Annotated in this window: 24 protein-coding genes, 1 tRNA gene and 1 pseudogene; 9 read left to right on the forward strand and 17 right to left on the reverse strand. The window is 70.2% G+C overall.

Translation table 11 applies throughout. The features are described from left to right. Positions 1-25: 25 nt before the first annotated feature. A pseudogene (locus RM1_RS26920) lies at positions 26-472 on the forward strand (IS3 family transposase); the annotation flags it as partial. A gap of 140 nt (positions 473-612) precedes the next feature. Here the strand turns inward: RM1_RS26920 and RM1_RS26925 are convergent. From RM1_RS26925 to aceE, 6 genes are all read right to left on the reverse strand, one after another. Further along, positions 613-2,046: an acyl-CoA carboxylase subunit beta gene (locus RM1_RS26925; protein ID WP_072753789.1), complete on the reverse strand. Its 1,434-nt coding sequence runs from the start codon at positions 2,044-2,046 to the stop codon at positions 613-615. Positions 2,047-2,137: 91 nt separating this feature from the next. Continuing rightward, complete coding sequence (locus RM1_RS21985) at positions 2,138-3,376, reverse strand: KasA/KasB family beta-ketoacyl-ACP synthase (RefSeq protein WP_425528722.1); 1,239 nt, start codon at positions 3,374-3,376, stop codon at positions 2,138-2,140. Between the two features lie 8 nt (positions 3,377-3,384). Continuing rightward, positions 3,385-3,690 (reverse strand): meromycolate extension acyl carrier protein AcpM, encoded by a 306-nt coding sequence (gene acpM, locus RM1_RS21990; RefSeq protein WP_027500004.1) that lies wholly within the window; start codon positions 3,688-3,690, stop codon positions 3,385-3,387. A 119-nt stretch (positions 3,691-3,809) separates the two neighbouring features. Further along, the gene (locus tag RM1_RS21995; protein ID WP_072753791.1) at positions 3,810-4,727 is read right to left on the reverse strand and encodes an ACP S-malonyltransferase; all 918 of its coding nucleotides are present in this window, start codon (positions 4,725-4,727) and stop codon (positions 3,810-3,812) included. Between the two features lie 127 nt (positions 4,728-4,854). Further along, positions 4,855-6,171 (reverse strand): PucR family transcriptional regulator, encoded by a 1,317-nt coding sequence (locus RM1_RS22000; RefSeq protein ID WP_072753792.1) that lies wholly within the window; start codon positions 6,169-6,171, stop codon positions 4,855-4,857. A gap of 111 nt (positions 6,172-6,282) precedes the next feature. Continuing rightward, a complete protein-coding gene (aceE, locus tag RM1_RS22005) occupies positions 6,283-9,114 on the reverse strand; it encodes a pyruvate dehydrogenase (acetyl-transferring), homodimeric type (protein ID WP_245816543.1) in 2,832 nt (943 codons plus the stop codon). Between the two features lie 272 nt (positions 9,115-9,386). On the opposite strand from aceE, the gene RM1_RS22010 reads away from it, so the two are divergent. The 3 genes from RM1_RS22010 to RM1_RS22020 all read left to right on the forward strand — a co-directional run bounded on the left by RM1_RS22010 (position 9,387) and on the right by RM1_RS22020 (position 10,401). Then, complete coding sequence (locus tag RM1_RS22010) at positions 9,387-9,809, forward strand: DUF3052 domain-containing protein (protein ID WP_027500007.1); 423 nt, start codon at positions 9,387-9,389, stop codon at positions 9,807-9,809. Positions 9,810-9,834: 25 nt separating this feature from the next. Next, a complete protein-coding gene (locus RM1_RS22015) occupies positions 9,835-10,299 on the forward strand; it encodes a peroxiredoxin (protein ID WP_027500008.1) in 465 nt (154 codons plus the stop codon). A 30-nt stretch (positions 10,300-10,329) separates the two neighbouring features. Then, a tRNA-Val gene (locus tag RM1_RS22020) sits at positions 10,330-10,401 on the forward strand. Positions 10,402-10,517: 116 nt separating this feature from the next. Here RM1_RS22020 and RM1_RS22025 read toward each other — a convergent pair. The 4 genes from RM1_RS22025 to RM1_RS22035 form a co-directional block, all read right to left on the reverse strand. Further along, positions 10,518-10,934, reverse strand: coding sequence for a hypothetical protein (locus tag RM1_RS22025; protein ID WP_072753793.1), 417 nt, complete (start codon positions 10,932-10,934; stop codon positions 10,518-10,520). Positions 10,935-11,039: 105 nt separating this feature from the next. Next, the gene (locus RM1_RS22030; RefSeq protein WP_072753794.1) at positions 11,040-11,852 is read right to left on the reverse strand and encodes a biosynthetic peptidoglycan transglycosylase; all 813 of its coding nucleotides are present in this window, start codon (positions 11,850-11,852) and stop codon (positions 11,040-11,042) included. 345 nt (positions 11,853-12,197) lie between these two features. After that, the gene (locus RM1_RS27085) at positions 12,198-12,323 is read right to left on the reverse strand and encodes a hypothetical protein (protein WP_281252195.1); all 126 of its coding nucleotides are present in this window, start codon (positions 12,321-12,323) and stop codon (positions 12,198-12,200) included. A gap of 60 nt (positions 12,324-12,383) precedes the next feature. Continuing rightward, positions 12,384-12,641 carry a type II toxin-antitoxin system Phd/YefM family antitoxin gene (locus tag RM1_RS22035; RefSeq protein WP_072753795.1) on the reverse strand — a complete coding sequence of 86 codons (258 nt, stop codon included), beginning with the start codon at positions 12,639-12,641 and terminating at the stop codon, positions 12,384-12,386. A gap of 187 nt (positions 12,642-12,828) precedes the next feature. Here RM1_RS22035 and RM1_RS22040 point away from each other — a divergent pair, with 187 nt between their 5' ends. Then, positions 12,829-13,299, forward strand: a complete 471-nt coding sequence (locus tag RM1_RS22040) for an acyltransferase (protein WP_072753796.1) — start codon at positions 12,829-12,831, stop codon at positions 13,297-13,299. Between the two features lie 127 nt (positions 13,300-13,426). Here the strand turns inward: RM1_RS22040 and RM1_RS25975 are convergent, their stop codons facing one another. After that, positions 13,427-14,122: an excalibur calcium-binding domain-containing protein gene (locus RM1_RS25975; RefSeq protein WP_083576896.1), complete on the reverse strand. Its 696-nt coding sequence runs from the start codon at positions 14,120-14,122 to the stop codon at positions 13,427-13,429. A 107-nt stretch (positions 14,123-14,229) separates the two neighbouring features. Here RM1_RS25975 and RM1_RS26480 point away from each other — a divergent pair, with 107 nt between their 5' ends. Continuing rightward, entirely contained in the window at positions 14,230-14,394 is a 165-nt protein-coding gene (locus RM1_RS26480; protein WP_169922363.1) for a hypothetical protein, read from the forward strand. 10 nt (positions 14,395-14,404) lie between these two features. Here the strand turns inward: RM1_RS26480 and RM1_RS22055 are convergent, their stop codons facing one another. The 3 genes from RM1_RS22055 to RM1_RS22065 are packed head-to-tail and all read right to left on the reverse strand — an operon-like array spanning position 14,405 to position 16,987. Beyond that, a complete protein-coding gene (locus RM1_RS22055) occupies positions 14,405-14,980 on the reverse strand; it encodes a thermonuclease family protein (RefSeq protein ID WP_072753797.1) in 576 nt (191 codons plus the stop codon). Positions 14,981-14,990: 10 nt separating this feature from the next. Then, positions 14,991-16,298 carry an FtsX-like permease family protein gene (locus tag RM1_RS22060; protein ID WP_072753798.1) on the reverse strand — a complete coding sequence of 436 codons (1,308 nt, stop codon included), beginning with the start codon at positions 16,296-16,298 and terminating at the stop codon, positions 14,991-14,993. Next, positions 16,295-16,987 (reverse strand): ABC transporter ATP-binding protein, encoded by a 693-nt coding sequence (locus RM1_RS22065; RefSeq protein WP_072753832.1) that lies wholly within the window; start codon positions 16,985-16,987, stop codon positions 16,295-16,297. The genes RM1_RS22060 and RM1_RS22065 overlap by 4 nt, the downstream gene beginning before the upstream one ends. A 140-nt stretch (positions 16,988-17,127) precedes the next feature. Between RM1_RS22065 and RM1_RS22070 the strand changes: the two genes are divergently transcribed. Then, on the forward strand, positions 17,128-18,147 hold the full coding sequence (locus RM1_RS22070; protein WP_072753799.1) for a cobalamin biosynthesis protein: 1,020 nt from the start codon (positions 17,128-17,130) through the stop codon (positions 18,145-18,147). Here RM1_RS22070 and RM1_RS22075 read toward each other — a convergent pair. From RM1_RS22075 to RM1_RS22085, 3 genes are read right to left on the reverse strand one after another with little or no spacing between them, the layout of a single operon-like run. Further along, positions 18,073-18,987 (reverse strand): SURF1 family cytochrome oxidase biogenesis protein, encoded by a 915-nt coding sequence (locus RM1_RS22075; RefSeq protein ID WP_072753800.1) that lies wholly within the window; start codon positions 18,985-18,987, stop codon positions 18,073-18,075. The genes RM1_RS22070 and RM1_RS22075 overlap by 75 nt on opposite strands. Positions 18,988-19,037: 50 nt before the next feature. Continuing rightward, positions 19,038-19,541 carry a low molecular weight protein-tyrosine-phosphatase gene (locus tag RM1_RS22080; RefSeq protein WP_072753801.1) on the reverse strand — a complete coding sequence of 168 codons (504 nt, stop codon included), beginning with the start codon at positions 19,539-19,541 and terminating at the stop codon, positions 19,038-19,040. Further along, a complete protein-coding gene (locus RM1_RS22085; RefSeq protein WP_072753833.1) occupies positions 19,531-20,205 on the reverse strand; it encodes an HAD hydrolase-like protein in 675 nt (224 codons plus the stop codon). Before RM1_RS22085 ends, RM1_RS22080 begins: the two co-directional genes overlap by 11 nt. 47 nt (positions 20,206-20,252) lie before the next feature. Between RM1_RS22085 and cobC the strand changes: the two genes are divergently transcribed. Together cobC and RM1_RS22095 are read left to right on the forward strand one after the other, a co-directional pair. Further along, positions 20,253-21,287: an Rv2231c family histidinol phosphate aminotransferase CobC gene (cobC, locus tag RM1_RS22090; RefSeq protein ID WP_072753802.1), complete on the forward strand. Its 1,035-nt coding sequence runs from the start codon at positions 20,253-20,255 to the stop codon at positions 21,285-21,287. Beyond that, positions 21,287-22,417 carry a Nif3-like dinuclear metal center hexameric protein gene (locus RM1_RS22095; RefSeq protein ID WP_072753803.1) on the forward strand — a complete coding sequence of 377 codons (1,131 nt, stop codon included), beginning with the start codon at positions 21,287-21,289 and terminating at the stop codon, positions 22,415-22,417. Before cobC ends, RM1_RS22095 begins: the two co-directional genes overlap by 1 nt. Positions 22,418-22,430 lie beyond the last annotated feature (13 nt).

Genomic DNA, 22,430 nt, shown 5'->3' on the forward strand with positions numbered 1-22,430 from the left:
TGAGACCGGCACGGTCGCCCCGAACCTGCTCGAGCGCGATTTCGAAGCCAGCGCACCGAACCAGAAATGGGTCACCGACGTGACCGAGTTCCGCGTCGGTGAGGACAAGCTCTACCTGTCGCCGGTGATGGACCTGTTCGACCGACAGATCATCGCCTTCTCGGTCGGCACATCACCGAACCTGCAGTTGACCAACAGCTCCCTGCGTGCCGCGATCGCGACCCTCGGCGACGGGCACACCCCGCTGGTGCACTCGGATCAGGGATTCCAGTACCAGCACGAGTCCTGGCGACGCTTGCTCGCCGATGCCGGCGCGACCCAATCGATGTCCCGCAAGGGCAACTGCTTCGACAACGCCGTGATCGAGAACTTCTTCGGCCACCTCAAAGAAGAACTCTTCCACCACGTCCGATACCTGAACAGCGACGCATTGGCCACCGCGCTGGACGAGTACATCCACTGGTACAACACCGCACGCATCTCCACAAAGCTCAAGGGCCTGAGCCCGGTGCAATACCGGACCCAGGCCCTTTGCCGCTTAGGCTCCTACTTGGCCAGTCCAACTTTCGGGGACCAGTTCAAGGTCGGGGGCCCTTCTCGTCTCTGCTGCGATCAGAGCGGGATGTTCTTGTGCTGTCCGCGGCCCGCAGGGGCGGCCGCCAGCGCGGCGGTGACCCGGCTGCGGGTCTTCGCGGGGTCGATCAGCTCGTCGACGACGCCGATCGCCATGGCGCGGCCGACGCCGCCCGCGATGGCCTCGTGCTCGGCGGCGAGGCGATCGTGCAGTGCCTCACGCTCCTCCTCAGGCGCGGCGGCCAGTGCCCGCTTGTGCAGGATGCCGACGGCGGCCTTGGCGCCCATCACGGCGACCTCGGCATCCGGCCAGGCGTAGACGGCGGTGGCGCCGAGGGCCCGCGAGTTCATCGCGATGTACGCGCCGCCGTAGATCTTCCTGGTCACCACGGTCACGCGGGGGACGGTGGCCTCGGCGAACGCGTGCAGCAGCTTGGCGCCGCGACGGACGACGCCCTCCCACTCCATGCTCACGCCGGGCAGGTAGCCCGGGACGTCGACGATCACGACCAGCGGGATGCCGAACACGTCGCAGAGCCGGACGAAGCGCGCGGCCTTCTCGGCACTCTCCGAGTTGAGGCAGCCGCCGAGGCGCAGCGGATTGTTGGCGATCACGCCGACGGTGCGACCGCCGAGGCGACCGAGACCGGTGACGATGCTGCGGGCGTAGTTGCCCTGCAGCTCCTCCAGGGTCGACTCGCCCTCGACGTTGTCGAGCAGCTCGTGCACGATCGGACGCACATCGTAGGCACGCTTGGCCGATTCGGGCATCAGCGCACGCAGGTCGGTGTCGCCGTGTTCGGCCGCGGCCTGGTCGAAGGTGCCCTGGTCGCAGAACATCGACACCAGGCGGCGCGCACGGTTGAGCGCATCCAGCTCGTCGGTGGCCGCGATGTGCGCGACGCCCGACTTCTTGGTGTGGGTGTCCGGGCCGCCGAGGGACTCCATGTCGACCTGCTCGCCGGTGACCGAGCGGACCACGTCGGGGCCGGTCACGAAGACCCGTCCCTCGGGCGCCATGATCACGACGTCGGTGAGCGCGGGGCCGTAGGCGGCGCCGCCAGCGGCGAAGCCGAGGACGACGGAGATCTGGGGGATGAGGCCGGACGCGCGCACCATCGCCTCGAACACGAGGCCGACCGCGTGCAGGGCCTCCACGCCCTCCGCGAGCCGCGCACCGCCCGAATGCCAGATGCCGACGATCGGGGACTTCTCCTCGATCGCGGTGTTGATCGCGTTCACGATGTGCTTGCAGCCCTCGACACCCATCGCGCCGCCCATGACGGTCGCGTCGGAGCAGTAGGCGATCGTGCGAACTCCGTCGATCTCGCCGGTAGCGGCGAGCACACCGGACTTGTCACGATCGTGCAGCGGGACGGTGGTCCCTGCGTCGAAGAGGTTCTCGAGTCGCGCCATCGGGTCGCGGGGATCGAGCTGGGCATCGGATCGGGTGATCGGGGCCAAGATGGTCATCGCTTGTCCTCCTTGTACTGGCCGCCTGAGGCGGTAGTCGGGGTGGGGGCCCCGGGATGCGAGGCCCCCACCATCGAGCTAGTCCGACCGGTCAGGCGCGGCCGAAGGCGAGCGCGACATTGTGCCCACCGAATCCAAATGAATTGTTGAGCGCGAAATCGATCTGGCCGTAACGGGGTTCACCCTTCACGACATCGAGATCGATCTCTGGATCCTGGTTGTCGAGATTGAGCGTGGGCGGAATGACTCCGTCACGCACAGACAGGACCGTGAGCACGGCTTCGAGCGCACCGACGGCGCCGATGGAGTGCCCGAGAGCTGACTTCGGTGCGTACACCGCAGCGTGGCCACCGACCGCGGACTTGATGGCAAGGGCCTCGGCCGTGTCCCCGATCGGCGTCGCCGTGGCGTGCGCGTTCACGTGGGTGATGTCGGACTTCGCCAGACCGGCGGTCTGGATCGCCCGGGTCATCGCACGGGCCGCGCCCGTGCCCTCGGGGTGCGGCGCCACGATGTGGTAGCCGTCCGAGGTGATGCCAGCACCCATCAGGCGTGCGTGGATGGTGGCCCCGCGCGCCTTGGCGTGCTCCTCGGTCTCGAGGACCATCAGTGCCCCGGCCTCGCCGAAGACGAAGCCGTCGCGATCCTTGTCGAAGGGGCGCGAGGCGGCCTTCGGATCGTCGTTGCGCGAACTCAGTGCCCGCATCATCGCGAAGCTCGCGATCGGCACGGGATCGATCTGGCCTTCGACTCCACCGGTGACGACGATGTCGGCGTCACCCATGATGAGCATCCGGTACGCGTGCGCGATCGCTTCCGAGCCCGACGAGCACGCCGAGACGGGAGTGATCACGCCTGCGCGGGCGCCGAGCTCGAGCCCGACGACCGCGGCGGGACCGTTCGGCATCACCATCTGCACAGAGAAGGGCGACACCTTCCGGTATCCCTGGGTCTTGATCTTGTCGACGGCGTCGATCAGTGCCTCGCCGCCCCCGAGTCCGGTACCGAGGACAACGGCGAGCCGGTCCTTGTCCACCTCGGGGCTGCCCGCGTTCTGCCACACCTGGCGTCCGAGCACGAGAGCGAGTCGCTCCACGAAGCTCATCCGCCGGATCTCGACCCGGGAGAGTGCATCGTCGGGGCTCACCTTCAGGTGCCCGCCGATGCGGACCGGAAGGTCGTACTCCGCGATGAACGGATCGTCGAGGACGTCGATCCCGCTCTCGCCTGCGAGCAGGCCCTTCCACGTGGCATCCACGTCACCAGCGATCGACGTCGAGGCCGCGAGGCTGGTGACGACGATGTTGGGGAAGTTCCTGGTGGAGGTCACGGGCCTGCTCACTCCTCGTTCGCGGAGTCGAGCTTCGCCTTGACGGCGTCAGCGGCTTCGCCACCCTCGGCCTCGAGCTTCTGGATGTAGCTGACGGCGTCGCCGACGGTGCGCAGGCTGGCGAGATCCTCGTCGGGGATCTTCACGCCGTACTTGTCCTCGGTCTGCACGGCGATCTCCACCATGGAGAGCGAGTCGATGTCGAGGTCGTCGACGAAGGACTTCTCGATGGTCACCTCGGACGGCTCGATGCCGGTGACCTCCTCGATGATCTCCGCGAGTCCGGCAATGATGTCTTCCTGGGTGGTGGCCACTTCGTGGCTCCCTTCTTGTTTGGTGTTACTTGGGTCTGGCCTTGGCCGGTCGGCAGACCGGCCAATGTGGTGTGTGATCCTGCTGCGAGGCGCCTAGGGCCGCAGGATTGCGGCGGTCCTCATCCGAGTCCTGTGAGCTCGGACAGCGCTGGGATGTCGTCCGGCGTCTTGAGCGCCAGGGTGGGCGTGCCCTTCATCTCCCGCTTGGCGATACCCACCAGGGTGCCGGCCGGGGGGAGTTCGGCGATCGCCGTGACCTGGGCCGCGCGCAGCGATTCGGTGCACAGGTCCCAGCGCACGGGCCTCGTCACCTGGGCCGCCAGCTTGGCCAGCGCGTCGGCGCCGGAGGTGACCGGCTGACCGTCGGCGTTGGACAGGAGGGTGCGCGTCGGATCCGCGGGGCTGATGCGGGATGCCGCTTCGGTGACGGCTTCCTGCGCGGGCGCCATGAACGCGGTGTGGAACGCGCCCGCCACGGGCAGGGCCCGGACGCGGGCCTTCTCCGGCGGCGCGGCGGCGAGCTCCTCCAGGGAGCTGAGCAGGCCTGCCGCGACGATCTGGCCTGCCGCGTTCCGGTTCGCGGGCTCGAGGCCGAGCTCGGCGAGGCGGGCGAGGACGACCGCTTCGTCGCCGCCGAGCACCGCGGACATGCCGGTCGGCTGGAGCGCGCACGCCTTGGCCATCTCGGAGCCGCGGAGCGCGGCGAGCGCGACGGCGTCGTCCGAGGAGATCACTCCGGCGATGGCGGCCGCGGCCAGCTCACCGACCGAGTGGCCCGCGGCGATCACGTCCGCGGGGACGAGGCCACGGCGCTCGAGTTCCTCGAAGGCGAGCAGCGCGGCGGCGACCACGAGCGGCTGGGTGACCGAGGTGTCGGTGATCTCGTCGGCCGTGGCGGTGGTGCCAAGGCGTTCGAGGTCGAGGCCGGAGGCCTTCGACCAGATGGAAATGCGGTCTGCAGTGCCCGGCAGCTCCAGCCAAGGGCTGAGCATGCCGGGGGTTTGGGAGCCCTGACCCGGGGCAAGCAACGAAATCACAAGATAAGGGAACACTGTCCAGCGGTATGTGGGTGATGTTTTTGACCATCAACCTTGGACAAGTGTTTTGTAGGGTTCCCACAAAATCGCATGTGGGGAACCGGCATCGGAAGTGGGCGGCGGAACGTTACAAGTCGATCGCACGGTTTGTGAAGAATGTGATTGGAGTGACTGGATGGGTTGTTTCGTGACCGGCTTGAGCCAAGCGACCCACCGTTGACGCGACTCTGAGAACGTAGGCGTCGCGCGGGTTCATGGGGTCCCGGCCGGTGATCTCACTGATCCTTTTAAGTCGATACCGGACAGTGTTGGGGTGCACGAACAGCTTGCGGGCGCAGGTCTCGACGGCGGCCCCGCAGTCGAGATAGGTCTCGAGGGTGTCGGTCAGTGCGGACCCCGCGACGGCCAGCGGCCGCACGAGCAGATCGATGAGCGAATCGAGGGCCGCCCGGTCGCCGAGCAGGGCCCGCTCGGGTAGCAGTTCACCCGCGTGGACCGGCCGCGGGGCGCCCCGCCAGCCGGCAACGGCCTCCATGCCCGCGAGGGCCTCCACCGCGCTGAAGTGCGCGGCGCTGAGGGTGCGGGTGGTCGGCCCGATCACCACGGGACCGTCGGAGAAGTTGGTGAGCAGATCCGTCATGAACTGATCGCCGTAGGGATCCTGCATGTCGCCGCTGACGACCATCACCAGCCGGGACCCCTGCACGACCGCGAGCGCGGCCCGCTCGTGCTTCTGGGCGATCGAGTGCACGGTGCTGACCACAGACACGCCCTGGTCCGGCGGCGGGGTGCCGACGAGAACGGTCGCGGGCGCGGTCGCGTCCCAGTTGAGTGTCGCTGCGCGGGAGAGCATGTCGGAGCCGGTGTCGCCGCGGACCACCGCATCGACGACGAGGGCCTCCAGTCGGGTGTCCCACGCGCCGCGGGACTCGGCGGCGCTCGCATAGACGGAGGCGGCGGCGAACCCGAGTTCGCGGCCGTAGCGCAGCACCGCCTCGGTGAGGGCGATGAGCTGTTGCTCGTTCCTGGCCAGCGCGGGCAGCCATTGCTCGAAGAACTCCATTGCCACCCGCACCATGTCGACGGTCTGGCGCAGGGTCAGCCTGCGGGCCAGGTCCTGGGGGATGACCTGGAACGCCTCCATGCTGAACCGGATGTCGCCCTCGGGGTCCTTGAGCCATTCGAGGAAATTGACCACCGCGGTCTGCACGAGCAGTTGCACACTCGCCCGCTGGGCGGCGTCGAGGTCGCCGACGAACGGGAGCTGGTCCTGCATCGAGGTGATCGCCTCGGTGGAGAGTCGGCCGGAGAACTGCTTGACCCGGCGCAGCAGCGCGTCGGGCAGGGGGTCGCGGGGCTGACGTTGCCTGCCGAAAGCAGGCGCGGCCGTCGTCTGTGTCCCGTCGTCGGCGGAGCCGTCCACCGGGGTTTCCTGCTCGCCCATAGTCTCGAAACTTACGCCCATCGAGACCTCAGGCGCCCGGGGGCACGATCGACGTGCTCCCCGGGCGCCTGATTTGTCAGGTGTCTATAAACGCCCGTGTACAGATAGTCGTCAGGCGCTGCCGGGGTCCTTCAGCGACTTCGGCGCCGCGAGGACGTCGTCGATCCGGTACTGCTTGGCGGCCGCCGCGGGGGTGTTGTGCTCGATCTTGCCCTCCTTGGCGAGGCCGGCCAGCACCGCAACCACGATCGACTCTGCGTCGACGTTGAAGTAGCGCCTGGCCGCGGTCCTGGTGTCGGAGAAGCCGAACCCGTCGGTGCCGAGCGTCGTGTACGCGCCGGGCACCCACTGCCGGATCTGGTCCGGGACCGCGCGCATCCAGTCCGAGGCCGCCACGAACGGGCCCTCGGCTCCTGCCAGCGCGGTGGTCACGTACGGCACCGCTGCGGTGGCCTGCGGGTTCCGCAGCGCCTGCCGCTCGCACTCGACGCCGTCGCGGCGCAGCTCGCCCCACGACGTCACCGACCACACGTCCGCCGCCACGCCCCAGTCCTCGGCCAGCAACTCCTGGGCGCGCAGGCCCTCCGGCATCGCGACGCCGGAGACCAGGATCTGTGCTCGCGCACCGGTGCCCTCGCTCTTGCTGTAGAGGTAGATGCCCTTGAGCAGGCCCTCGACGTCGAGGTCCGCCGGCTCGGCGGGCTGCACGTACGGCTCGTTGTAGATGGTCAGGTAGTAGAAGACGTTCTCGCCACCGAAACCGTCCTCGCCGGGCGTGCCGCCGTACATCCGGCGCAGGCCGTCCTTGACGATGTGCGCGATCTCGTACGAGAAGGCCGGGTCGTAGGTCACCGCGGCGGGGTTCGTCGACGCCAGCAGCAGCGAGTGTCCGTCGGCGTGCTGGAGGCCCTCGCCCGTGAGCGTGGTCCGGCCGGCAGTGGCGCCGAGCACGAAACCGCGGGCCATCTGGTCGGCGGCAGCCCACAGCCCGTCGCCGGTCCGCTGGAAGCCGAACATCGAATAGAAGATGTACAGCGGGATCATCGGCTCGCCGTGGGTGGCGTAGGAGGTGCCGACCGCGGTGAACGAGGCGGTGGAGCCTGCCTCGTTGATGCCCTCGTGCAGGATCTGGCCGATCGAGCTCTCCTTGTAGGCGAGCATCAGGTCGGCGTCGACGGAGGTGTACAGCTGGCCGTTGCGGTTGTAGATCTTCAGCGACGGGAACCACGAGTCCATGCCGAACGTGCGGGCCTCGTCGGGGATGATCGGCACGATCCGCTTGCCGATCTCCTTGTCGCGGAGCAGCTCCTTGAGGACCCGCACCAGCGCCATGGTGGTGGCGACCTCCTGCTTGCCCGAGCCCTTGCGGATCGCGTCGAGGGCGCTGATGTCCGGCACCGTCAGCGGCGCGACGTCGGTGCGGCGGGAGGGCAGGAACCCGCCCAGCTGCTTGCGGCGGTCGAGCATGTACTGGATCTCGGGGGCGTCCGCGCCGGGGTGGTAGTACGGCGGCAGGTACGGGTCCTTCTCCAGCTCCGCGTCGGAGATCGGGATCCGCTGCAGGTCGCGGAACGCCTTGAGGTCGTCGAGGGTCAGCTTCTTCATCTGGTGGGTCGCGTTGCGGCCCTCGAAGTGCTTGCCGAGGGTGTAGCCCTTGATGGTGTGCGCCAGGATGACCGTCGGCTGGCCCTTGTGTGCCAGCGCCGCCGCGTACGCCGCGTGGATCTTGCGGTAGTCGTGCCCGCCGCGCTTGAGGTTCCAGATCTCCTGGTCGGAGAGGTCCTTGACCAGTTCCTTGGTGCGGGGGTCGCGGCCGAAGAAGTGCTCGCGGACGTACCCGCCGTCGTTGGCCTTGTAGGTCTGGTAGTCACCGTCCGGGGTGGTGTTCATCAGGTTGACCAGCGCGCCGTCCTTGTCGGCGTGCAGCAGCGCGTCCCACTCGCGGCCCCAGACGACCTTGATGACGTTCCAGCCGGCACCGCGGAAGAACGACTCCAGCTCCTGGATGATCTTGCCGTTGCCGCGGACCGGGCCGTCGAGGCGCTGCAGGTTGCAGTTGACGACGAAGGTGAGGTTGTCCAGGCCCTCGGTGGCGGCCACGTGCGCCAGGCCCCGCGACTCCGGCTCGTCCATCTCGCCGTCGCCGAGGAAGGCCCAGACGTGCTGGTCGGAGGTGTCCTTGATGCCGCGATCGTGCAGGTAGTGGTTGAACCGGGCCTGGTAGATGGCGTTCATCGGGCCGAGGCCCATGGACACCGTGGGGAACTCCCAGAAGTCGGGCAGCAGTCGCGGGTGCGGGTACGACGGGAGGCCGCCGCCCGCGTCCGCGTGGCTGTGCTCCTGGCGGAAGCCGTCCATCTGCTCGGCCGGGATCCGGCCCTCGAGGAAGGCGCGGGCGTAGATGCCGGGCGAGGCATGACCCTGGATGAAGATCTGGTCGCCGCCGCCGGGGTGGTCCTTGCCGCGGAAGAAGTGGTTGAACCCGACCTCGTAGAGGGCCGCGGAGGACGCGTAGGTGGAGATGTGGCCGCCGACGCCGACGCCGGGGCGCTGCGCGCGGTGCACCATGACCGCGGCGTTCCAGCGGATCCAGGCGCGGTAGCGGCGCTCCACCTCCTCGTCGCCGGGGAACCACGGCTCGTTCTCGGTCGGGATGGTGTTCACGTAGTCGGTGGAGGTCAGCGCGGGAATGGACACGTGGTTCTCGCCCGCGCGCTCGAGCAGTCGCAGCATCAGGTAGCGGGCGCGCGCCGGGCCCGAGTTCTGCAGCAGGCCGTCGAAGCTGTCCAACCACTCGCTGGTCTCGTCGGGATCGATGTCGGGGAGATATGAGGCCACCCCCTCACGAATCACGCGGACGCGGCCGTCGCCGCTGGGTGCGGGCTGCTGCGCTGGCGAGAATTGGTCCTGGGTGCGCTCGGACAACGTATGACTCTCCTTCATCGGGGAGGACGCTCGGTGCGGCGCCCAATCCATGCGAATCGCCTGTGTGACGGCGGTCCGCTTTACGCGTGATGGTGATCTGGCTCAATCCTGCCGTATCGGCCAGCGAGGGTCGACGGCGAGTCACAATCTGGTACGTCACAAAATCTTTGTTCGGTTTTTCGGTGGCGTCGGCTTGCGCGAGAGCCGTTCACCCTGTTCGCTTTCACTACTGATCCACACGGACCGGGTGCTGGAGGTTTCGGCCCCGACAACAAAAGGAGGACACCACCGTGGTCGCCGCGGCGGACGCCCAGAACTATGCCCAGAAACTCGGCATCACCAATGACATGGTTGTTCAGGAACTGGGTTGGGACGAGGACACCGACGATGCGCTGCGCGCATCGGTGGAGGAGACCATCGGTGGGGAGCTCCTCGACGAGGATTCAGATGAGGTGATCGACGTAGTCCTGCTGTGGTGGCGGGACGGCGACGGAGACCTCGTCGACGCACTCATGGACGCGATCGGCCCCCTGGCCGACGAGGGTTTCGTGTGGGTACTCAGCCCCAAGACCGGACAGCCTGGCCATGTCGAGCCCAGCGAGATCGCCGAGTCGGCGCCGACGGCGGGTCTGACCCAGACCTCGGCGGCGAACCTCGGCATGTGGAGCGGCAGTCGGCTGGTTCAGCCGAAGGCCCGCCCGGCCAAGCGCTGATCGCACTACTCCAGAAGGAACCCCCATGCCTCTCGACGTCGGTGCGATCGCTCCCGATTTCACCCTCAAGGACCAGAACAACCAGGAAGTGTCGCTCTCGGACTACCGGGGCAAGAAGAACGTCCTGATCGTGTTCTATCCGCTCGCCTTCACCGGTACCTGTCAGGGTGAGCTCTGCAAGGTCCGGGACGGGCTGCCGAAGTTCGAGAACGACGATGCCGCGGTGCTCGCGGTCTCCGTCGGTCCGCCGCCCACGCACAAGATCTGGGCGGCGGAGCAGGGGTACACCTTCCCGCTGCTGTCGGACTTCTGGCCGCACGGTGAGGTGGCCCAGGCCTACGACGTGTTCAACGACAAGGCCGGGTTCGCGAACCGCGGAACCTTCGTCGTGGACAAGGAGGGCTACATCCGGTTCGCCGAGATGAACGGTCCAGGAGAGGCCCGTGACCAGGCAGCTTGGGAGAATGCGCTCGCCGCGCTAGATTCCTGAGTGCAATTCGACGGGAAACCGTCGGATTTCGGGCGTGTAGCTCAGTGGTAGAGCTCTGGTTTTACACACCAGCGGTCGGGGGTTCGAAACCCTCCGCGCCCACCCGCAGCCCGGACAGCTGAGTCGTCGATCTCGCTGTCGGACAGCCAACAAGCCCCCCGCCTCGACGAGGCGGGGGGCTTGTTCTGTTTCGTGGAGTGTGGGCCGTAGCCGGTCGGTCAGGAACCCAGCGGGAGGTAGCCGAAGAACACGTCGTCCACGCTGCCGAACATGCCCAGGAAGCCGAAGTCCGTCGACCCTGCCGACCCGAACGGGTTGCCCTGCCGGTGCCAGGTGGTGCAGCCGACGGAGTCGAGCCGGTCGCCGACCTTCAGATCGACGATCTGGTATTTGAAGTCAATGTTGTGGCTCGGCGGATTGTCGCCGTCGGGGGTCATGACGACCTTGCAGGTCCAGCGCGTGCTCTCCGTCATGCGGGAGTAGTACGACCCCGGCTCCACGTCGACACCCGCCACGTAGGCGTGGCTGGTGGTGCCGGGAATGCTCACCGGGAGCGCGCTGGCGACTCCCGCGGTGCCGATGATGAGGCCGACTGCGGCGATGGTGGCGCCGACGATTCCTGCGGATCTACGCACTGTGGTTCCCCTCGTGGGTTGTGGAGTGAACCAGGCCACGCTAGTGGCCTCACGACGCTCGGGTCGTGAAAGTCGGCAATTCACGTGTGCCGTCCGCGCGGGTGGTCAGCCGCCGTATTGCGAACTCCACCAGGCGTCCTCGGCCGCGAGCCGATCGGCCACGCTCTGCGGCATGACGGCGCAGCTGTGCGGACCGAGTGGGTTATCGCTGGCCGCATCGGTGATGCCGACTGTCGCGACCGCTCCTTCCCAGCCGCCCATCTGCCGAATCCGCCCCGGTAGCTTGTTCTGGGCATTCGCGACGGTGCTGGCCACCAGCCATGTCCCGTCGCTCTCGATGTCGACGCCTCCACCCGGCGCTCGTCGGACGTCTTCGCCGAGCGGAAGAAGACCGGCCAGAGTTGCTGCGTCCCAGGGGTTGCTGTCCCACGGCGGACGGTTGAAGTAGTACCAGCTGGCGGCGCAGACGCCGTACAGGTTCGGCCCGAACTGGGCATAGTTCAGATACAGCTCGAGCTGCCGCTTGTCGCCCACGAGGCTGAAGGGCCAGGACAGCCCGGCCTCCACGCCCTTGCGGAAGACTCTTGCTCCTGCCGACTCGCCCCGGACGAGGAAGATGTTCTTCACGAGCTGCTGGGGGATGGTCGAGCCGGAGAGGTCCTTGCCGGTCTCGAGATAGGTCTGCGTCCGGTCGATGAATTCGCCGATGTGGAACGGCCCCTTGCGCGTGCCGAGTTCGGCGTCCTCGTGGGCGAGTACGGCCGCGACGTAGTGCCTGCTGATGTAGTCGAGTGAGACTTCCTCGAAGACGGTGTTGCCGTCGGCGCTGTCCGTCAGCATGAACATCGTGCGGGGCGGCGTCCACACGCGATAGATCGCGGGCGTCATGACGAGCCACACGACGAATCCGATCGCCATCCGTTTCGTCCACCGCCGCCAGGCGGGCCTCCGCGACCTGGGTGCTGCGGTGTCGGGGAACTCCGGGGTGGGAGGGACCGGAGGAGGTGGCCCCGGGTTCGGCGGCAGTGGTGGCGGCCATGCCGGGGCTTCCTGCCTCGCCTGCCGGAACCTCCGCCTCGCCGGGGGAGGTGGCCCGTACGGCGCGAGGTCGGCGGGCCTCGGGGTGTCGGGCGGCAGTGCGGGCCACGGCCGCCGCGACGTCGCGGCTGAGTACCGGGGCTGGGGCCGGGGAATCGGGCGGTTCTGGCTGTCGCCGGGTCGCTTGTTCATGGTGCCTTGGAGAGCGGTGAGCGCGCGCCCGCGTTACTGCCCGTCCGTGACGGTCGGCCCGTGAACGACGAGGCTCCGGTCGGCAGGCACCATGAGCACCGTGCGCTGCGCGCCGTCGACATCTCCTTCAGCGGCGGACCGCGCGAATCTCGTGAACACACCTAAAGGTTACCTAAGGCGAGTTGTGGCTCAGGTCACATGGATTGGCGGTCCGGTCGGTCAGGCGATCTGGTCGCTGCGTTCCGCGGGCGTGCCGTAGAGGTCGTCGAGGAGCCTCTCGCGGGCTCCCGCCCGACGCAGGCTCTCGAGCAGATCCGGCGACCGCAGCAGGTATGAGGTTTCTCGGAGGGCCTCGTAATGGGACCGTGAGATCAGGACAGCGCTACCGTGCTTGCCGCCGATCTCGATCGCGGCGGACTCGTCGTTTGCCCTCCGGATCAACTTCTTCAGTCGCTTCCTCGCGGTCTTCACTTTCATTGCGGCCACAACGCATCTCCATTCCCGACGGATCTGACTCGTGAATCCTGCCACTACGTGGTCGGGTTGAACCCACTTCTGTGCCTCGGACACTCCCAAATTCTGTATCCGCCGCACGGAATGGCGCGTCTTCGACCTCGTCCCGCGCCCGGGGGCCGGCCGGATCGCACGGACTAGGGTCACCTGTGTGCGCCTGATCAACATCATCCAGTCCTGGCGGCTCGTCCCGGTGTGGCTGCGAATCCTGCTGCTGCTCGCCGGCGGCGCGAAGGTGTGGGGAGCCGGGATCTACGCGGGATGTCACTTCGGCGGCAAGGACATCCGGATGGGCCTCGGCACTTTCGTGAACAGGGGCGTGTTCTTCGACGGCACCGCGCCGATCACGCTTGGCAGGCAGGTCGCGGTCGGGCACCAGGTCGCGTTCATCACCAGCACCCACGAGATGGGCCCGGCCGACGGGCGTGGTGGTCGCGTCTACGACCTGCCGATCGTCGTCGGGGACGGCTGCTGGATCGGTGCGAGGGCGACGATCCTGCCCGGCGTCACCGTCGGGCCCGGTTGCATGATCGGCGCGGGCGCGGTGGTGACCAAGGACTGCGAGCCGAACGGCCTGTACGCCGGGAATCCGGCGCGACGGGTGCGGGATCTGCCCGCCTGATCACCGATTCCCTCGCGCGGCTTCGCGATTCGCGCGCCGTGCAGCGCGCGCCGTGCAGCGCGCGCCGTGCAGCGCGCGCGATCCTGCGGGCGGCGCGGGAACTCGCGCCGCCCACGGATGGGCGGCCCTACTTGTCGCAGGCGATGCCGTCCTTGTCCCGGTCCAGTTTGGGGCTGTAGCCGGGGTCGCCCTTGTACAGCGGTGCCGCTCCCGCCGCGATCGCGTCCTCGCACGATGAGAACTTGCCCGACGGCGAGGGCGCTTCGACGAGTGGTTGCGGCTTCGTGATCACCGGCGGCGGGGCAGGCATGCGTGTCGAAGTATCCGGAACGTAGGCGGGCGCGGGTGCACGGGTGGTGAGGGGGACGTCAGGAACGTAGGTCGTCGGCCTCGGCACGTCGACCAGCGGCGCAGACTTCACGGGCGCGGGCAGCGCAGAGGAGCGGGCCGGTGTGGTCGCGGGCGTGGACGGGCGCGCCGTCGTCGTGGGTACGGTCCTCGAGATGGTCGGGGAGGAGGCGGGTGCGCTCGTGGACGAGCCCATCACCCCTGCGGTGACGGCGAGCACCGCTACGGCGGCCGCGCCTGCCACCAGCAGTGGGACGGTCTTCGACTTCTTCTTCTTCGGTTCGGGCTCCGGCTCCGGTTCGGGCTCCGGCTCGGCCGGGATGACCGGCAGCAGGGTGGTGGCGGTCGAATCCGGCGGCACGGGGCGCGTTGTCAGGGTCCATTCGTCGCCGTTCCAGTAGCGCTGGAATTCCGCGGCTCCGCTCGGCTCGGGATCGGGATACCAGCCGGGAGGGGGACCGCCGGGGTTCGTCATGGGTGGTGTTACTCCTTTTGGGATGTGTGCCCGCCATGACTACCAGACGGGACGGACGCCACCGACATTCCCCGGCTCGTGACCGTCCGCCGACGTACGCTTGACCGATGAAGATGGGAGCGGTGCTGACGCTCGTCGGGCTCGCGGTGCTGGCCTTCGGCCTCGGGCTGGCGGCGGCTCGGCTGGAGAGCGTCGGCTGGACCATCGCGCTCGGACTGCTGTGGCTCGTGATCGCCGCGGGCGCCCTCGCCCGGGTCCGTCGCAGCGGCTGACCGGTAGCTGTCAGTTCCCTTCCTGCGGGGCCGAATCCGTGATCCCTGCGCAGGACGGCCCCCACAGGCCGGCGCCCGCCGCCCGTGCCTCGCCCTCGGCCCGCGCGATGTCCTCGGTCAGTCGACCGGTGCTGCGGCCGTAGGGGTACGCCTTGGCCATTCCGGCCCGGACGGCGCCGGTCCCGTAGTCGGAACCGTCGGGCAGCGTCAGGTAGGCGAGGGTGCGGCCGTAGTCGTCGACGGAGTCCGCCTGGGGATCGGTCGAGACCCGCACCGCGACACCGTCGAGCGCGGCGCGGGCGTAGGCGGTGGACTCCGGTCCCCAGCATCCGACGGTGTATCCCGCCTTCACCGTCTCGGGGGTGTCGATGCCAAGCACCCGGACCGTCAGTTCTCCCTCGCCGTCGCGCGCCCGCACCGTGTCGCCGTCGTACACGTACTCGACCGTCATCGCCCGCGGGTCGACCCGCGCCGCGGGTTCGGTGACCGTCCACCGGTCCGCCGCCACCAGCGCCACACCCACCGCGACGGCGGCCCCCGCGCCGAGGGCGAGTACCCACTTCCTCCTTGGCGCAGGGGCGTTCATCGGTCCGAGCCTAATCGGCGAGCACCCGGCGCATCACCGGTCGAGCCACGAGCGCGCTGGCCAGCACCAGGGCGATGCCCGCGGCCAGCGTGACACCGAGCTGCACCAACGCCATCGGGGTGGTGAGAACGACGGCGCCCGCGAGGGGGAACAGGAACAGCAGCGCGCCGCCCGCGCCTGCCAGCGCCATCACCACGACCGGGGTGCGGACCTGCCGGATCCGGGCCCGGTCCATCACCTCGACGGGGGTGCCTGCCAGGGCGAGGCTTCGGTAGACCTGCCGGTTGTCCAGGATCGTCGACACCTGGGTGAGCGCCGAGGAGATCGCGGCGAGCGCGAAGGTCGCGCCGAGGGTGAACAGCACGCCGGTCCGCATGTCCGCGAAGATGAACTCCTGCCCTGGCTGGAGCTCCTGGCCCTCACCGTCGCCGATCGCGGCGAGCAACGAGGTGCCCGCCGCGACGAAGGCGGCCATCGTGACGCCGCTGACGGTGCGCCACACGGATTTCGGGTTGTCGAGCACCCGGCGCGCGGCGATCAGCGAGGCGGCGTCCCTCGACCGGGCGAGCATGATGCGGCCCAGCAGGGAGATCACGAACGGTCCGATCAGGGCGACGACGCCGAAGCAGACCGCGAGCCCCACCAGGATGGCCGCGACGCCCGGCATCGCGCCGCCGACGGCGGTCCACCCGATCAGGACCGCGACGGCGAGCACCGCGATGAGCGCCTTGGGAGCGGGCCGGGGATTGCCCTGCGCGACGCCGAGCGGGCTGACGAACACCTGCCGCATGCCCAGCATCGAGGTGAGCGCGGCCAGCGCCGTCATCCCGAGCACCACCCCGAGCAACGGCAGGGCGCCGACCCAGAGCTCGGCGAGGTCGAAGGTGCGGCCCTGGAACCGCAGCTGCGCGACCAGCGGCAGCGCGGCGAGGTAGCCGACCACGCCGATCAGCGCGCCGACCAGGCCCTGCGCACCCGATTCGGCAGAGCACAGGGCGACGATCTGGCGCGGGGTGGCGCCAATCAGCCGCAGTGCCGCGAGCCGCTCGTCCCGGCGCCGCGCTCCGAGTCGCGCCGCGGCGAGTCCGAGGGTCACGGCGGGCACCACCATGAGTACCGAGGCCACGCCCGCGAGGGAGAGGTACATCTGCGCCTCCGGCTCGCCGGTGCGGCCGTCGAAGGCGCCGTACCCGCCGAGGACCGTGAGCAGCAGCGCGGTGGAGGCGGCGAAGGCGGTGACAGGAAGGGCGTAGGTGCTGATCGCCTTTCGGCCCTCGCCCCGCACCGTCAGCAGGGCGACGCGGGCGGTGGCGCTCATGCCGCCACCTGCTGCGCGACGAGGGAACCGGCCTGCATCACCAGCGTGCGATCGCACCAGCGGGCCACCTCGAGGTCGTGGGTGACCACCACGAGGGCGGACCCGATCTGCTGTGCCGACTCCCGCAGCAGGCGCATCACCTCCCAGCTGGTCTGCGCGTCCAGCGCGCCGGTCGGCTCGTCCGCGAACAGCACCGAGGGTTTGGTCGCAAGGGCGCGGGCGATCGCCACCCGCTGTGACTGCCCGCCGGACATCTGGCCCGGCCGACGGTCCTGCAGACCGTCGAGGCCGAGTGGGGCGAAGAAGGTGTTCGCGGTGGCCTTGGCGTCGCGGATGGAGGCACCGTTGAGGATCAGCGGCAGTGCGACGTTCTCGATCGCGGGCAGTTCCGGGAGCAGCTGCCCGGACTGGAAGACGAAGCCGAAGGCCTCGCGCCGCAGCCGGCTGCGGTCGTTCTCGCCGAGGTTCTGGATGTGTTGCCCCGCGAGCAACACCGCGCCGGAGTCCGGTTTGACGATCCCCGACATGCAGTGCAGCAGGGTCGACTTGCCCGATCCGGACGGGCCCATGATCGCGGTCGCGGTGCCGGCCTGGATCTCCAGGCTGACGTCGCGGAGCACCGGGGCCTGCCCGAAGGACTTGCCGAGGGCGTGCACGGACAGGACGGGTGGCGGGGTCGGGATGGTCATGGTTCCACCGTCGCCGATGCGGGGTGTCCGAGTCATCGGACCGTCGCCGGATTCCGGGTGGCCCCGCATCATCCCCGGGTATGACTCGGACCCCGAGGCCGACCCGGATCGGCCGCCGGGGCCGCCGGGGGGCGAACCCGATGCCGGTTGATAGAAATACCGGCGTGAACTTCAGCGGTCGCGCGACGGCGAGGGCGGCCGGGATCCTGCTCGGGTACGCGGCGGATCGGGCCGTGGCCGACCCCGTGCGGTGGCACCCTGTGGCCGGGTTCGGTCAGACCGCGGCGCTCCTCGAACGGCGCACGTACGCCGATCGGCGCGCGGCGGGCACCGTGCACACCGCAGTCCTGGTCGGTGCGGTCACGGGCGTGACCCTGGTCGCCGTGCGATTCGGGCGCGGGCTGGGCTGGGCGGGGGAGACCGCGATCACCGCGGCCGCGACCTGGACCGCGCTCGGCGGCACCTCCCTGGTCCGCGTCGGCGCCGAGATGGCCGCGCGCGTCGAGGGCGGCGACCTCGCCGCGGCCCGCGCGCTCATCCCGTCGCTGTGCGGGCGCGACCCGAACTCCCTCGACGCCGAGGGCCTGACAAGGGCCACCGTCGAATCGGTCGCCGAGAACACCTCCGATGCCACCGTCGGGCCGCTGTTCTGGGCGGCCGTCGCGGGGGCCCCTGGTGCGCTCGGCTACCGGGCGATCAACACCCTCGACGCGATGATCGGCTACCGCTCGGACCGGTACCTGCGCTTCGGCTGGGCGGCGGCCCGGCTCGACGACCTGGTGAATCTGGTGCCCGCCCGCGTGACCGGGCTGCTCGCCGTGCTCACCGCGCCGGCCGTGGGCGGATCGCCCGCCGCCGCGGCGGCGGCGTGGCGGCGGGACGCGGCGGCGCATCCCAGCCCCAATGCCGGTGTCGCCGAGGCGTCGATGGCCGGCGCGCTGGGGGTGCGGCTCGGCGGTCGCACCGAGTATCCGCACGGCGTCGAGGAGCGGCCGACGCTCGGCGACGGTCCGCCGCCTGCCACCGCGGACCTGCGGCGGGTGGTGCGGCTCTCCTCGGCGGTGCAGATCGGCGCCGCGCTCGGGTCAGCGGCGCTTGCCGTAGCGATCGGCGAGCTTCGCCTCCGTCGCGGTCAGTGCCGCGGGCTCGGGCTGCGCTGAGCGACCGAACCGGCGCCGCGGCAGCGTGATGTCGTCGGTGGCGCCTGCGGGTTCGGCGGCGGGCGCAGGGGTGGCGGGGGCCGCCGCCGGCTCTGCGGCGCGGGAGCGGCGGCGCTCGCGGATCTCGGCGCGCGCGAAGTAGATCAGCCCGAGCGGGGCCATGATCCCGAACGCCAGCCACTGCAGCCCGTACGACAGGTACGGGCCCGCATCGAGCTGGGGCAGCGGGATCGGCTTCAGACCGCCCGGCTGGTCGGGGGCGAGCTGGAAGTAGGCGTCGACGGGCTCGAGGCCGAGCGTGGCACCGATCTGGCCCGCGTCGATGAAGTAGACCTGCTCGTAGCCGTTCTCCCGGATCGGGTCCTTGCCCGGCACGGTGCCCTCCGAGACCCGCGCCCGCGCGGTGACGGTCACCTGGTCGGTTGGCGCGGGTGCGAACGACGGCGGCACGGCGCCCTGCTCCGGGCGGGCATACCCGCGGTTGACCAGGACGATCCGGCCGTCGGTCAACCGCAGCGGGGTGATGACCTCGTAGGCGGGCGAATCCTCGATCGAGCGCAGCCGGATCAGGACGTCGCTGCCGGGCAGGTAGCTGCCGGTCAGGGTCACCTGGCGCCACTCGTCGTCCCGGTCCAGCGGTCCCGACTCGGGCAGGATCGACTCGACGGGCACCGGCTCGGCGTTGCTCGACTCCTCGATCAGCCGATTGCGGTGCTCGGTGTCGGTGTTCTTCCCGAGCTGCCACGGGGCGAGCACGGTGAAGCACATGAAGGCGAACCCGGCGACGACGGCGGCCAGCGCCAACCAGCCCGGACGCAGCAGAAACTTCAGCCTTCGCACGGTTCCACGGTACTTGCCGCGCCGACCAGCCCGGTCGACCGGTGTCCGATTCAGCGCTGCTCGCGTACCCACTGCAGCAGTCCGGGCACGGCGGCCTCGATCTGCTCGCGCACGAGCTCGAAGTCGGCGCGGTCGCCGTAGTACGGGTCCGGCACCGAGTCGCCGTCCGCGTCGGGATCGAAGCTCCGCAGCAGACGACGCCGCTCCGTTGGCACCCCGAGATGCGCCAGCGCGCGGTCGTGGCCGGTGTCGAGCGCGACCACCAGGTCGGCGTCGAGATGGTCGCGGTCGACCTGCGCCGCCCGGTGCCCGGTGGGGTAGCCGTGTCCGCGCAGCACCGCGTTGGTGCGGTCGTCGGCCTCGTGCCCGACGTGCCAGTCGCCGGTGCCCGCGCTCGACACCCGGACCCGCCCGTCGAGGCCAGCCTCGCGCAGGTGTCCGAGCAGGATCTTCTCGGCCATCGGGGACCGGCAGATGTTGCCGGTGCAGACGAAGGTGATGTGCAGTGGGAGGTCGGCGACATTCCCCGTCGCCGCGCTCGCCTCAGCCGGCATGGAGGACCCTCCCGAGCTCGTCGACGGTGTCAACCGACCATCGGGCGCCCTCGGCCTCCGCGGCGGAGCCGTAGCCCCAGCCGACGAACACCGTCGGGATGCCCCAGTGCGCGGCGCCGTGCACGTCGTGTTCGCGGTCGCCGACCATCACCACGTCGGGGGTGCCGCCGCTGCGCGCGTCGATCGGTTCGATGCCGAGTCCGCGGAGCGCGTGCTCGATCACGTCGACCTTCGCGCGCCGCGAGGTGTCGTCGGAGGCTCCGGCGATGACCTCGAAGTGCTCGGCGAGCGCGAAGTGTTCGAGGATCCGGCGCGCGAACCGTTCCGACTTGGACGTCGCGACCGCCAGCCGGGACCCGCGGCCCGCGGCGGTGGCGAGCAGGTCGCCGATGCCGTCGAACACCGCGTTCTCCGCCCAGCCGACCTCGTCGTAGCGCTCGAGGTAGCTGGCGAAGGCGCGCTGGGTGGTCTCCTCGTCGAGCCCGAGCGAGCGCAGGGTGTCCACCATCGGCGGCCCGACGATCCGGTCCAGCAGGGCGCCGTCGGGTTCGGGGGCGCCGACCGCGGCCAGCGCGTGCCGGAAGCCGGCCACGATGCCCGGCGCCGAATCGGTGAGGGTGCCGTCGAGGTCGAAGAGTGTCACGGTGGGGCTCACGCCCACCATCCTGCCCGTTGTCCTGCCCGGCGACGCGACCGCCATAAACTCCCCTCGTGGACACCCGCTCCCCGCAGTGGACCGACCTGCGGCATCACGGCGACATCGACGCCGAACCCGGACTGCTCGACTTCGCCGTCAACGTGCGCGGCGACGGGCCGCCCGACTGGCTGCGCCGACGCCTGGTCGAGGCGCTGGGAACGCTGGGCCGATACCCGGAGGTCGCCGCGGAGGAGGCCGCGCGGGACCAGGTCGCAGCGCGGCACGGCCGCCGCCGCGACGAGGTGCTGCTGCTCTCGGGCGGCGCCGAGGGGTTCGCCATGCTGCCGCGGCTCGCGCCCGCGCGGGCGGCGCTGATCCACCCCTCGTTCACCGAGCCCGAGTGGGCGCTGCGGGAGGCGGGAGTCGCGGTCACGACGGTGATGCTGGACGAGCCGTACCGGCTCGATCCGGCCGCTGTCCCCGAGGACGCGGACCTGGTGGTGATCGGCAACCCGACCAACCCGACCTCGGTGCTGCACCCCGCCGCGGACATCCTGGCGATGCGCAGGCCCGGCCGGATCCTGGTCGTCGACGAGGCGTTCGGGGACGCCGTGCCGGGCGAGCCGGAGTCGCTGGCGGGGCTGTCCCTGCCCGACGTGCTGGTTCTGCGCAGCCTGACCAAGACGTTCGCGCTGGCGGGGCTGCGGTGCGGGTACGTGCTCGGTCCACCGGAGTTGTTGGCACGCCTGCAGGTCGGGCGGGCGCACTGGCCGCTCGGCAGCCTGCAGGTGGAGGCGATCCGGGCGTGCAGCGAGCCGGCCGCCGTCGCGTGGGCGCGCCGCGAGGCGGACGTGATCGAGGCCGAGCGCGCGGAGATGGTCGCGATGCTGACCGAGGCGGGCGTCGCCGTGCACGGTCCGGCGCGGGGGCCGTTCCTGCTGCTGCGGGTGCCGGACGGCGAGGCGGTGCGAGCGCGGCTGCGGGACAAGGGGATCGCGGTGCGCCGATGTGACACCTTCCCCGGCCTCGGCCCCGACCACCTGCGGGTCGCGGTCCGGGACTCCGCCCAGGCGCTGGTGTTGGTCGACGCGATGAGAGAGGTGCTGTGATGGCTGTTCGGCTGGCCGAGGTGATCGACGCGCTGGAGCAGGCCTATCCGCCCGCGCTGGCCGAGAGTTGGGACTCCGTCGGCCTGGTGTGCGGCGACCCCGCCGACGAGGTCAGCCGGGTGCTGATCGCCGTCGACGCCACCGAGTCGGTGGTCGAGGAGGCATTGGCCTGGGACGCGCAACTGCTGCTCGTGCACCATCCGCTGCTGCTACGAGGGGTGGACACCGTCGGCGCGCACACCCCGAAGGGTGCGCTGGTACACCGGCTGATCCGGTCCGGGTGCGCGCTGTACACCGCGCACACCAACGCCGACTCCGCGGATCCCGGGGTGTCCGACGCGCTGGCGCTGGCCCTTGGCCTGACGGTCACGGGCCCGCTGGACCCGGCGCCGGCCGAGCCGCTCGACAAGTGGGTGGTGATGGTCCCGACGACGGACACCGACGCCGTGCGCGGGGCGCTCTTCGCCGCCGGCGCGGGCGAGGTCGGGGACTACCGCGACTGCAGCTGGACGGTCACCGGCACCGGACAGTTCCTGCCGGGCGCGACCGCGAACCCGGCGCTGGGCGAGGTCGGCCGGCTCGAGCGGGTCGCCGAGGACCGGGTGGAGGTGGTGGCCAGGCGGTCGCTGCGACGCCGGGTGCTCGGCGCGCTGCGCGACGCCCACCCCTACGAGGAGCCGGCCTTCGACGTCCTCGAGCTGGCGGACACCGGGTCGCCGCGGGGCATCGGCCGGATCGGTGAGCTCGCGGCGCCGGAGACGTTGCGCCAGTTCACCGCCCGGGTGCGGGCCGCGCTGCCCGAGACCACCTGGGGCGTGCGCGCGGCGGGAGACCCGGACGCGCAGGTGCGGACGGTGGCGGTGTGCGGCGGGTCCGGCGACTCGCTGCTCGGCGTCGCCGCCGCCCGCGGTGTGGACGCCTACGTGACGGCCGACCTGCGTCATCACCCAGCGGACGAGCACCTGCGCGCGGGCGGCCCCGCGCTGGTCGACGTCGCGCACTGGGCCAGCGAGTTCCCCTGGTGCGTGCAGGCCAGGGGAGTGCTCGACGCCCGGTTCGCCGGGACCCCCGGCTGGGCGAGCGCCGTGTCCGCGGTCCGCACCGACCCGTGGACGCTGGGCGGCTGCTAGGGCACGTCTCCCA

It is taken from the genome of Rhodococcus maanshanensis NBRC 100610, assembly GCF_001894865.1.
GTDB classification, from domain to species: domain Bacteria; phylum Actinomycetota; class Actinomycetes; order Mycobacteriales; family Mycobacteriaceae; genus Rhodococcus_G; species Rhodococcus_G maanshanensis.

Bases quoted from the DNA above. Each gene is read 5' to 3' on its own strand.
- RM1_RS26925 (WP_072753789.1), bottom strand. From the start codon at position 2,046: ATGACCATCTTGGCCCCGATCACCCGATCCGATGCCCAGCTCGATCCC.
- RM1_RS22000 (WP_072753792.1), bottom strand. From the start codon at position 6,171: ATGGGCGAGCAGGAAACCCCGGTGGACGGCTCCGCCGACGACGGGACA.
- aceE (WP_245816543.1), bottom strand. From the start codon at position 9,114: ATGAAGGAGAGTCATACGTTGTCCGAGCGCACCCAGGACCAATTCTCG.
- RM1_RS22015 (WP_027500008.1), top strand. From the start codon at position 9,835: ATGCCTCTCGACGTCGGTGCGATCGCTCCCGATTTCACCCTCAAGGAC.
- RM1_RS22030 (WP_072753794.1), bottom strand. From the start codon at position 11,852: ATGGCGATCGGATTCGTCGTGTGGCTCGTCATGACGCCCGCGATCTAT.
- RM1_RS22035 (WP_072753795.1), bottom strand. From the start codon at position 12,641: ATGAAAGTGAAGACCGCGAGGAAGCGACTGAAGAAGTTGATCCGGAGG.
- RM1_RS25975 (WP_083576896.1), bottom strand. From the start codon at position 14,122: ATGACGAACCCCGGCGGTCCCCCTCCCGGCTGGTATCCCGATCCCGAG.
- RM1_RS26480 (WP_169922363.1), top strand. From the start codon at position 14,230: ATGAAGATGGGAGCGGTGCTGACGCTCGTCGGGCTCGCGGTGCTGGCC.
- RM1_RS22055 (WP_072753797.1), bottom strand. From the start codon at position 14,980: ATGAACGCCCCTGCGCCAAGGAGGAAGTGGGTACTCGCCCTCGGCGCG.
- RM1_RS22060 (WP_072753798.1), bottom strand. From the start codon at position 16,298: ATGAGCGCCACCGCCCGCGTCGCCCTGCTGACGGTGCGGGGCGAGGGC.
- RM1_RS22065 (WP_072753832.1), bottom strand. From the start codon at position 16,987: ATGACCATCCCGACCCCGCCACCCGTCCTGTCCGTGCACGCCCTCGGC.
- RM1_RS22070 (WP_072753799.1), top strand. From the start codon at position 17,128: ATGCCGGTTGATAGAAATACCGGCGTGAACTTCAGCGGTCGCGCGACG.
- RM1_RS22080 (WP_072753801.1), bottom strand. From the start codon at position 19,541: ATGCCGGCTGAGGCGAGCGCGGCGACGGGGAATGTCGCCGACCTCCCA.
- RM1_RS22085 (WP_072753833.1), bottom strand. From the start codon at position 20,205: ATGGTGGGCGTGAGCCCCACCGTGACACTCTTCGACCTCGACGGCACC.
- RM1_RS22095 (WP_072753803.1), top strand. From the start codon at position 21,287: ATGGCTGTTCGGCTGGCCGAGGTGATCGACGCGCTGGAGCAGGCCTAT.